The sequence below is a fragment of the Streptomyces sp. NPDC020780 genome (assembly GCF_044334475.1).
Lineage (GTDB): Bacteria > Actinomycetota > Actinomycetes > Streptomycetales > Streptomycetaceae > Streptomyces.
In genome coordinates, this window is sequence record NZ_JBIRTB010000003.1 from 454,000 (window position 1) to 462,038 (window position 8,039).

The 8,039-nt window shown below is 70.5% G+C and carries 9 protein-coding genes; all 9 read left to right on the forward strand.

Annotated features, from left to right (window positions below; genetic code table 11):
* Nucleotides 1–61 precede the first annotated feature (61 nt).
* The 9 genes from eccD to ACH4VO_RS08230 all read left to right on the forward strand — a co-directional run bounded on the left by eccD (nt 62) and on the right by ACH4VO_RS08230 (nt 8,007).
* Nucleotides 62–1,444: a type VII secretion integral membrane protein EccD gene (gene eccD / locus ACH4VO_RS08190; RefSeq protein WP_360984601.1), complete on the forward strand. Its 1,383-nt coding sequence runs from the start codon at nt 62–64 to the stop codon at nt 1,442–1,444.
* A gap of 115 nt (nt 1,445–1,559) precedes the next feature.
* Nucleotides 1,560–3,002 (forward strand): type VII secretion protein EccB, encoded by a 1,443-nt coding sequence (gene eccB / locus ACH4VO_RS08195; protein ID WP_360984598.1) that lies wholly within the window; start codon nt 1,560–1,562, stop codon nt 3,000–3,002.
* A 263-nt stretch (nt 3,003–3,265) separates the two neighbouring features.
* Entirely contained in the window at nt 3,266–3,613 is a 348-nt protein-coding gene (locus ACH4VO_RS08200; protein WP_360984595.1) for a hypothetical protein, read from the forward strand.
* Nucleotides 3,614–3,704: 91 nt separating this feature from the next.
* Nucleotides 3,705–4,004, forward strand: coding sequence for a hypothetical protein (locus tag ACH4VO_RS08205; protein ID WP_069174088.1), 300 nt, complete (start codon nt 3,705–3,707; stop codon nt 4,002–4,004).
* A gap of 34 nt (nt 4,005–4,038) precedes the next feature.
* Nucleotides 4,039–4,416: a hypothetical protein gene (locus ACH4VO_RS08210; protein WP_139131415.1), complete on the forward strand. Its 378-nt coding sequence runs from the start codon at nt 4,039–4,041 to the stop codon at nt 4,414–4,416.
* Between the two features lie 4 nt (nt 4,417–4,420).
* A complete protein-coding gene (locus ACH4VO_RS08215) occupies nt 4,421–6,610 on the forward strand; it encodes a hypothetical protein (RefSeq protein WP_360984591.1) in 2,190 nt (729 codons plus the stop codon).
* A 53-nt stretch (nt 6,611–6,663) separates the two neighbouring features.
* Nucleotides 6,664–7,245, forward strand: a complete 582-nt coding sequence (locus ACH4VO_RS08220; protein WP_360984588.1) for a type VII secretion system-associated protein — start codon at nt 6,664–6,666, stop codon at nt 7,243–7,245.
* The gene (locus ACH4VO_RS08225) at nt 7,245–7,703 is read left to right on the forward strand and encodes a YbaB/EbfC family nucleoid-associated protein (protein WP_360984585.1); all 459 of its coding nucleotides are present in this window, start codon (nt 7,245–7,247) and stop codon (nt 7,701–7,703) included. The genes ACH4VO_RS08220 and ACH4VO_RS08225 overlap by 1 nt, the downstream gene beginning before the upstream one ends.
* Entirely contained in the window at nt 7,696–8,007 is a 312-nt protein-coding gene (locus tag ACH4VO_RS08230) for a hypothetical protein (protein ID WP_069174093.1), read from the forward strand. The genes ACH4VO_RS08225 and ACH4VO_RS08230 overlap by 8 nt, the downstream gene beginning before the upstream one ends.
* Nucleotides 8,008–8,039 lie beyond the last annotated feature (32 nt).

Consider the following 8,039-nt stretch of genomic DNA (forward strand, 5'->3'; position numbering starts at 1 on the left):
ACAAGTTAATGTGATCAATCTGACCGCGTCGACCACTGTCCTGGAAGGCGATGAAACGCGCTTGACCGACATATCCGCGGCACCTCTGTGCCGCCTCACGGTGCTGACGCCCGACCGCTCCGTCGAACTCGCCGTGCCGTCCGACATCGTGCTCGCCGATCTGCTGCCGACCCTCGTCGACCACGGGGGCACCGACCTCTACGAGCGTGGGGCGCAGTCGGGCGGCTGGGTGCTCCAGCGCCTCGGGCAGGAACCCCTCGACGACGAGAACACCCTCGGCGAACTCGGCCTGCGCGACGGTGAGACGGTCCATCTGCGCCTGCGGGGGGACGCCCTCCCGGAGATCCACTACGACGACCTCGTCGACGGGCTCTCCAGCCGGCTGCGCGAACGCCCCGACTCCTGGAAGCCGGTGTGGTCGCACCACCTCATGACCGCGCTCGCCCTGAGCACCCTCGCCGTCGGCCTGCTGCTCCTGCTGCTGCCCGGCCCCGCCGGGATCAGGGCGGTCTGCGCGGCGGCGACCGCGGCACTCCTGCTGGCCGGCGCGGCGGCGGCCTCGCGCGCGGTCGGCGACGTCGGCGCGGGGGCCGCGCTCGGCGCGACGGCCGTCCCCTACCTGGCGCTGGCCGGCTCCCTGGTGCCCCAGGGAGCCGCACCCGACGTGGAGCTGGGTGCCCGGCTGCTCGCGGGCTGCTGTGCGGCGGCCGGCGCCGCCGTGCTCGCGCTGGCCGCCGTGGGTGCGTGCGCCCCGCTGTTCCTGGCCGCCGCCCTGGCGGCGGTCCTCGGAGCGATCGGCGGAGCCCTGGTACTCGGCGGCGTCCCGGCCACAGGTGCGGCCGCCCCGCTGATCCTGGCGGTGGTCCTGCTGGGGCACTTCCTGCCGTCCCTGGCGTTCCGGCTGTCCGGACTGAAGGTGCCGCTGCTGCCCACCAACGCGGGCCAGCTCCAGGAGGGCATCGATCCCACCCCGGACGAGCGGATCGCCACCCGGGGCGCCGTCGCCGACGGCTACCTCACGGGCCTCTACGGCGCCACCGGGCTGGTGGCGGCGGGCTGTCTCACGGTGCTGGCGTTCGAGGCGTCCTGGGCGCCGCTCACGCTGGCCGCGGTCCTGTGCGCGCTGCTGTTCACGCACGCACGGGCGATCGGCGGCGCCTGGCAGCGGCTGGCCGTCCTCCTGCCCGCCGCCTACGGTTCCGTGCTCCTGACGGTGCAGTGGGTCCTGCGGACCGACGACGGGTCCCGGCCGCTGGTGCTCGCCGCCCTGCTGGCCGCCGGGGCCGTGCTCGCCGTCACGGGCTGGACACTTCCCGGACGGCGCCTGGTGCCCTACTGGGGGCGCGCGGTCGACCTGCTCCATCTGCTCTTCGCCGTCGTCCTCGTACCGCTGGCCCTGATCGTCGCCGGTCTCTACCAGTACCTGCGGGGCCTCAACAGCTGACCCGCTCTCCGGCGGCCGCCGCCGGACTGCGGACGGATCCCGGCGTCCGGCGGCCCGAGGCCCTGGCACCCCGGGTCTCGCGCGCCGGGCCGACGCCCGGTCGGAAAGGCAAGGAATGCAGTCCAGGCGGGACCAGGTCCACGCGCACATGTTCGTCATGAGCCGGCTGTCACTGGGGATGCTCCGGGACGACCCGGACGCGCCCGAGTCCGCACACCGGCGGACCACGAAGGGGTTCGTGATCGGTCTCGTCGTCGCCGCCCTGGCGGCGCTCGTCGTCGCCGTGTACGGGCTGGTCGTGCCCGGCGGCTCGAACGCGTGGAAGGCCACCGGAACGCTGGTGCTCGACGAACGCTCGGGCGCCCGCTACCTCACGCTCGACGGAGTCCTCCACCCGGTCCTCAACGAGACCTCGGCCAGACTGCTGGCCGGTGACCGGATGAAGGTGGTGAGCGTCGAGCCCGCCTCCATCAAGGACGCCCCGCGCGGCGCGACCCTGGGCATCGTCGGTGCTCCGGACCCCCTGCCCCAGGCGAGCGCGCTGAGCCGCGACGCCTGGTCGGTGTGCGCCACCCGGCCCGACGCCGGCGCGGATCCACTCCTCACCCTGGCCGTCGGCCTGACCGCCGAGGGCAGGCCCGTCACCTCGGACGGCGCCACCCTGGTCCGTACCGTCCAGGGCGGCACCACCTACCTCCTGTGGCACGGCACCCGGATGCGGGTGGACACCGCGAACTACGCGGTGCAGTCGCTGGGGTACGACCAGGACGGGGCCCACCCGGTCCCGGACGCGTTCCTCAACGCGCTGCCGCCGGGCCCGGATCTGGCGGTTCCGGACGTGGCCGGACGCGGCAAGGCGGGCCCCTCGCTGGCTGGCCGGCCGTCACGGATCGGGCAGCTCTTCGAGGGCTCCGGCGGCCACTACGTGCTGACGGAGCGCGGGCTGACGGAGGTCACCGCGCTGGAGGAGGCGCTGCTGAAGGGCGATCCGCGCACCCAGCGGATCGCGTACGCCGGAGAAGCCGTCGCCCTGCGGAAGATCGGCCCCGACGACCTGGCGCGCCACCGGGACCCGAAGGCGGTCCGGTTCGTGGGGGCCGGAGGGGGGACGGTCCCGACCGGCCTCCCCCGGCCCGACGCGGTCGGTCCGGACGAGGGCGTGTGCGCGGTCATCGGCACCGCGGACGGCAGGCCGACGGTCTCGGTCGTCCTGCCCCGCGCGGACGGGGTGGGGGGCCGGGCGGTGTCCAACCAGCCCGGGATCACCGCGGGTCCGGGGACGGCCGACCTGTTCGCGGCACGACCGGAGGGCGGTGCGCTCGTCACGGCACTCTCCTCGGCGGGCACCGGCACGGCCTACTACCTGGTCACCGGGTCGGGTGCCAAGTACCCCGTGCCGGGCGGTGAGAAGGGCCTCCAGCGGCTCGGGTACCGGGCGGACCAGTCCGTGCCCGTACCGTCGGGCGTGCTCGGCATGCTCGCGTCGGGACCCGCCCTGGACGACACGCTCCTGCTGACGCGGGGACTCGTGGACGCGTCGGAGAACGACACGCCCTGATATCCGACTGACGCCGCTCTCCGCGCAATTGAGGTTTCCCTGAGGATCGGGCGGCCGGGACGCAGTGCGTTCTCCGACATTTCCGCAGCTCACGCCCGCAGCGCAGATGAACACTCAGATCAGCGGGGCACTTTGCTGCCAAGAACCCCTGCGCCGTATAACCTGATGATCCGTCGACTGCCGGAGGTCGGGATTCCCGGCGTGGTCGGCCCGCCGTGCACCCGTGGTGCCACCGTGTTCCCGCAGTGTCCAGGAGGACCCCCATGTCTGATGTCTCCGGTTTCAACGTCAACTCGGCCGACGGGCTGTCCAACGACGAAACAGCGATGCTCGAGACGCTGAAGACGCTGGACCAGCATCTGCGCGACATGGACGACGCGGGCCGCAAGGTCAGGACCATCCAGGGCCAGGTGCGGGGTGCCTACCAGGCCGTCTCCTCGGAGACGCACGCGGCGGGTATCGACGAGTGGCTCAGGGCACACGCCCGGGTGATGGAACGCACCCAGTTCTTCCGCGAGGGCACCGCGATGGCCAACCGGCTCCTCACGGACGCCGAGCACGAGGCGAACAGCTACGCCGCCGGTATCGCCGGAGTGATCAACCCCGGGTGACCTTCCCCGGCTCTCTCACCGCTTTCCTTCACCGGCTCTCCCATCGCCTTCCTTCTCCCGCTCTCTTAACCGCCTCACGAGGAGTTCCTTCATGTCCGTCAAGATCAGCCACCAAGGGGTCCTGGACGCCATCAAGAACATGGACGCGGCCCAGCAGGAGATGAAGGAGGCGCTCGCCTGGATGGAGAAGAACTTCGGCGCGCTGCGCGACACCCTCAGCGGTCAGACCCGTGCCTCCTGGGAGGACTTCCAGGCGGAGCTCGGCCGGATCAAGTTGCAGCTCGACGAGCAGTACGGGGTCGCCCGGACGACCCTCCAGCGGATGCACGCCCGGCAGATCGACGGTGACCTCGACGGTGGCCGCGGGCTGAGCAATCTCCAGGGCAGCTGACCCGACCGCCGGAATCGACGTGTGAGGTGTGAGCATGGCTGGTGAAGTGAACCCGGGCGACATCTTCCAGTCGACCGAGGGCGTCTATCTCAGGTACGCGAACCAGGAGATCCCCACGTTCCGTCGTGACCTCACGGTCAAGCCGGAGTATGTGAGCCTGGGATCGAAGCTTCCTCTCGGCCTCGGAAACCCCGAGAAGTGCCCGCAGGCGAAGGCGCTCGAGGGTCAGATGGAGACGTACCGCGCCGGCATGCGTACCCGGTACGAAACGGCGCTCACCTTCATGAACAACTTCTCGGCCAGTCTGCGGGACGTGGAGACCAAGCACAGGGATGCCGAGGACGACTCCACGGGCATGGGTGGTGCCCTCGCCGACGAGTTCTCCGAGATCCTGACCCCGAAGGGAAAGTGACACCATGGCCGAGGTGCCTCCCGGGATGCCGGCCAGGTGGGAGGACATCCTCGCCATGTTTCACGACGGCACCACCAAGCTTCCGGACCGGAACCTGGTGGCGGGCGAGGGGTCCAAGCGGTGGATCACCAAAGAGGTGAACGGCGCCTGGTTCGACGGTACTCCGAGCCTGAAGGCGGTGGAGTGGGGGCTGGACGGATACTACGCCTTCGCCTTTCCCACCCGGCCGAAGGAACAATGGCTGATGTTCGGGTTCGGCTACGACTGGACCAATTTCGGCAATGAAGCGGGTGCGCTGGTGGAGTTCACCGGAGCGACCGATCCGATTCTCGGATCGGTCACGTCCGGGACGAACAAGGACGCCAATCCCCTGTCGTCGAAGAAGGCGTCCGAGGTCCTCAACACCATGGACGTCTGGACGGGCGGATGGGCGGCCACGTTCAACGAATGGGCCGAGAAGGTGGGCGACGGCACGGAGGAACTGCAGGGAGAGTCCGCCGCCCTCTTCCAAGCCGCTCTTCAGGCGGTGAAGCGTTCACTCCAGGAGACCCAGTCCTTCTACCTGGGTGGTGCGATCAAGGACGATCTCCAAGCGGTGAGCGATCAACTCACGACCACCGTCGGAATACTGAAGAAGAACTTCTGGGAATGGTTCGAGAAGCGGGAAACCGTGGGCACGGGCATCGAGAAGCGAGAACCCGGTCCCATCTCCATGGCCTACACCCACCTGCGTGCGGAGTTCCTGAAGGCCATGGCCGCCCAGAACCCGATGTCGGACCACGATCCGACTGTCAGCGGGCCTGACTGGGCCGGCATCGAGCACCGCGCGAAGGCGAGCTGGCTCGCGGCCGTCCAGTCCGAACTCGACGAGAAGTCCTCCCAGACGATGCTCGACCTGGCGACGGTCTACGACAAGACGAGCATGAAGCTCTCCGACGCGAACTCGATCGTGAAGCCCACGTTCACCATCTCGCTGACGCCCGAGGAGCAGAACACCTTCTACGGCTCCGCGGGTGCGGGCGGTGACGGTGGCACGGGCGGCGCCGACGACATCCTCAACAAGTTCAAGGAGATGTTCGGCAACGGCGCCGGCGGAGACGGTGCGGGCGGTGACGGGGGCGGAATCGGCGGGGACGGTACCGGCGGCAAGGACGGCGGCGATCTCGGCCTCGGAGCCCCGCCTCCGGTCACCGGGCCGAGCGGCGGCACGTCCGGCACCGGTCTCCCGAACACCAAGAACCTCCGCCTCGGCCCGAATCCGGTCACCGGCCCCCAGGGCGGCACCTCGGGCACCACCAATCCCCTGGGCGGTGGCGGGCCCCTGACGCTACCGTCCGGATCGCGCATCGACCCCAAGACCGGCGCCGTGACCGACTCCAAGGGCAAACCGGTCCTCGGCGCGGACGGCAGGCCCCTGGTCGTGCCGCCCGGCTCCACCATCGGCTCCGGGGGGAAGATCATCCCGCCCGCGACCGGTGGCCCGAAGCCGCCGACTCTTCCGAGCGGCTCCACCTCGGGGGACCTGACGCGGGGCTTCAGGGTCGACGCCGAGGGCAACGTCATCGTCCCCAAGGGCACCAAGGTGGATGCCCAGGGAAACCTGATCGGCGCGGACGGCAAGCCACTGACCAACGCGTACGGCGGGAAGCTCACCGTTCCGCCCGGCTCCCGGATCAACGCCGACGGAACCATCAGCGATCCACAGGGCAAGCACATCACCGAGAGCAGCAACAACCTCAAGACCCGCGCTCCCAAGACGCTCGACGAGCTGCTGAACGGTCAGCGCCGCCCGCCGACGTCGGGCGGTGACCTCTTCGGCGGCTCGAAGGGGGAATCCGGGAATCTCCGCAAGATGATCGACAGCAACGGCAACCCGGTCCGCGAGCCGACCTCCGTGGTGTCCGGACTCAGCGACCGCGCCCGTGCCGCCCTGCGCCTGTCCGCGCTGCCCCCGGGCGCCCCTCCGACGCAGGGCACCGTGTCCACCCAGTCGCTCGGCGCCCTCGGGCGGGGCGGTGCGGGGGGCGGAGCGGGAACCGGCACGCCCTTCATGCCACCCATGGGTATGGGCGGCGGCGCCCCGGGGAGCCCGGGAGGCAACGGCGGCGACCGGCAGCGCACCGTATGGCTCTCGGAGGACGAAGAGGTGTGGGGCACCGAGGCCGGCGCCGGGACGGGTGTGATCGGGCGATGAGTGCCGCAGAGGCGGAAGCGGGCCGAACACCCGCCGGAGGCAAGAATTCCGCCATGCCCCCGGTGCCGGACGACATCCGCGCGGCCGCGCGCACCGCGCCCGGGCACTGGTTCGGCACGGTGGACCCCGCCTGGAGCGGAGAAGGCGAACCGCCGCTGTGGGCGGTGATCGGGCAGTGGCGCTCCGACGCCGACGGCGAGATCGCCGAATGGCAGCGGAACGAGAAGTACCGGCCCTCCCCCGGCATGCTCGGCTGGCCGGAACCGACCGACGACGTGGACGCAGCCATGCAGCTCGCGGCGACCGGCTACGGCCCGGTCGAGGGCGTCGCCCTGGCCGTGGTCACGGCCGAACTGGCCGTGCTCACGGCTCCGGACGGGGGCGCGGTCAGCGTCTGCACGCCGGACGGCGATCCGGTGGTGCCGGTGTTCACCGCGCCCGCCCACCTGAAGCGGGCGGGCGCGCTCGCCCATCGGGTCCTGCCCGTCTCCGAGGCGTTCGCGCTCGTCCCCGAAGGCCAGGACCTCTACCTCAACCCGACGGGGCCCGTCGCTCTGCGATTGTCCGCGGACGACCTGTCCCGCGCGGTCGACGTGCTGGAAGCGGCGGCCGAACGCAAGGAGGAGCAGGACTGATGGTGTCGTTCCAGGAACAGCTCGCGGAGGCCATGGCCGGCCTCGCGGAACAGACGAAGAAGATCCAGCAGGTCCAGGAGGAGCTGGCCAGGGCGTCCGCCTCGGCGACCTCCAAGGACCGGATGGTGACCGCCTCGGTCAACGCGCACGGTGAGGTCCTCTCGTTCAAATTCCACACCGAGGGCTACCGCACGATGCCGCCGGCCCAGTTGGCCGAGGTACTGAAGACCACGGTCAACGCGGCCCGCACGGACATGAGTTCCAAGGTCAGCGGCACGGTCCGGCCGTTGATGGGCAGCCAGGAGGAGCTTGCACGCGGCATGTTCGGCGGTGGCGAGCTGGACGACCTGCTCGCTCCACTGCGCGCGATGCAGCCCGAGGGGCTGACGGAGACGGTGCTGGGCGGCGGGCGCAAGCCGTCCGCGAACCGTGGCGAGGAGGACGAGTTCTATGGCTGACGGAACCCTGAGCGTTCCCGGGGACCTTCCGCGACGGTTCACCCAGTTCGGTGCCATCGCGAGGATCGTCGGTGAACTCGGCGTCCTCAACGACAACATCAATGCCGAGAACCTGACGGCGGGCGGCCGGGACGACGTGTACGCGAAGGAGTACCACAAGTTCGTCCTCGCGACGGGCAAGGGCCTCACCTACGGCCTCGAAGGTCTCTCCGATCTGCTCGAGATGGTCGGCATCAGCGGCAACAACGCCTCGATCATCCTGAACGACGCCGAGGACGACGCCAACCACATCGCCGCCGGCTGAGCCGGCCGAACTCCGAAGACGCGGCACCACAC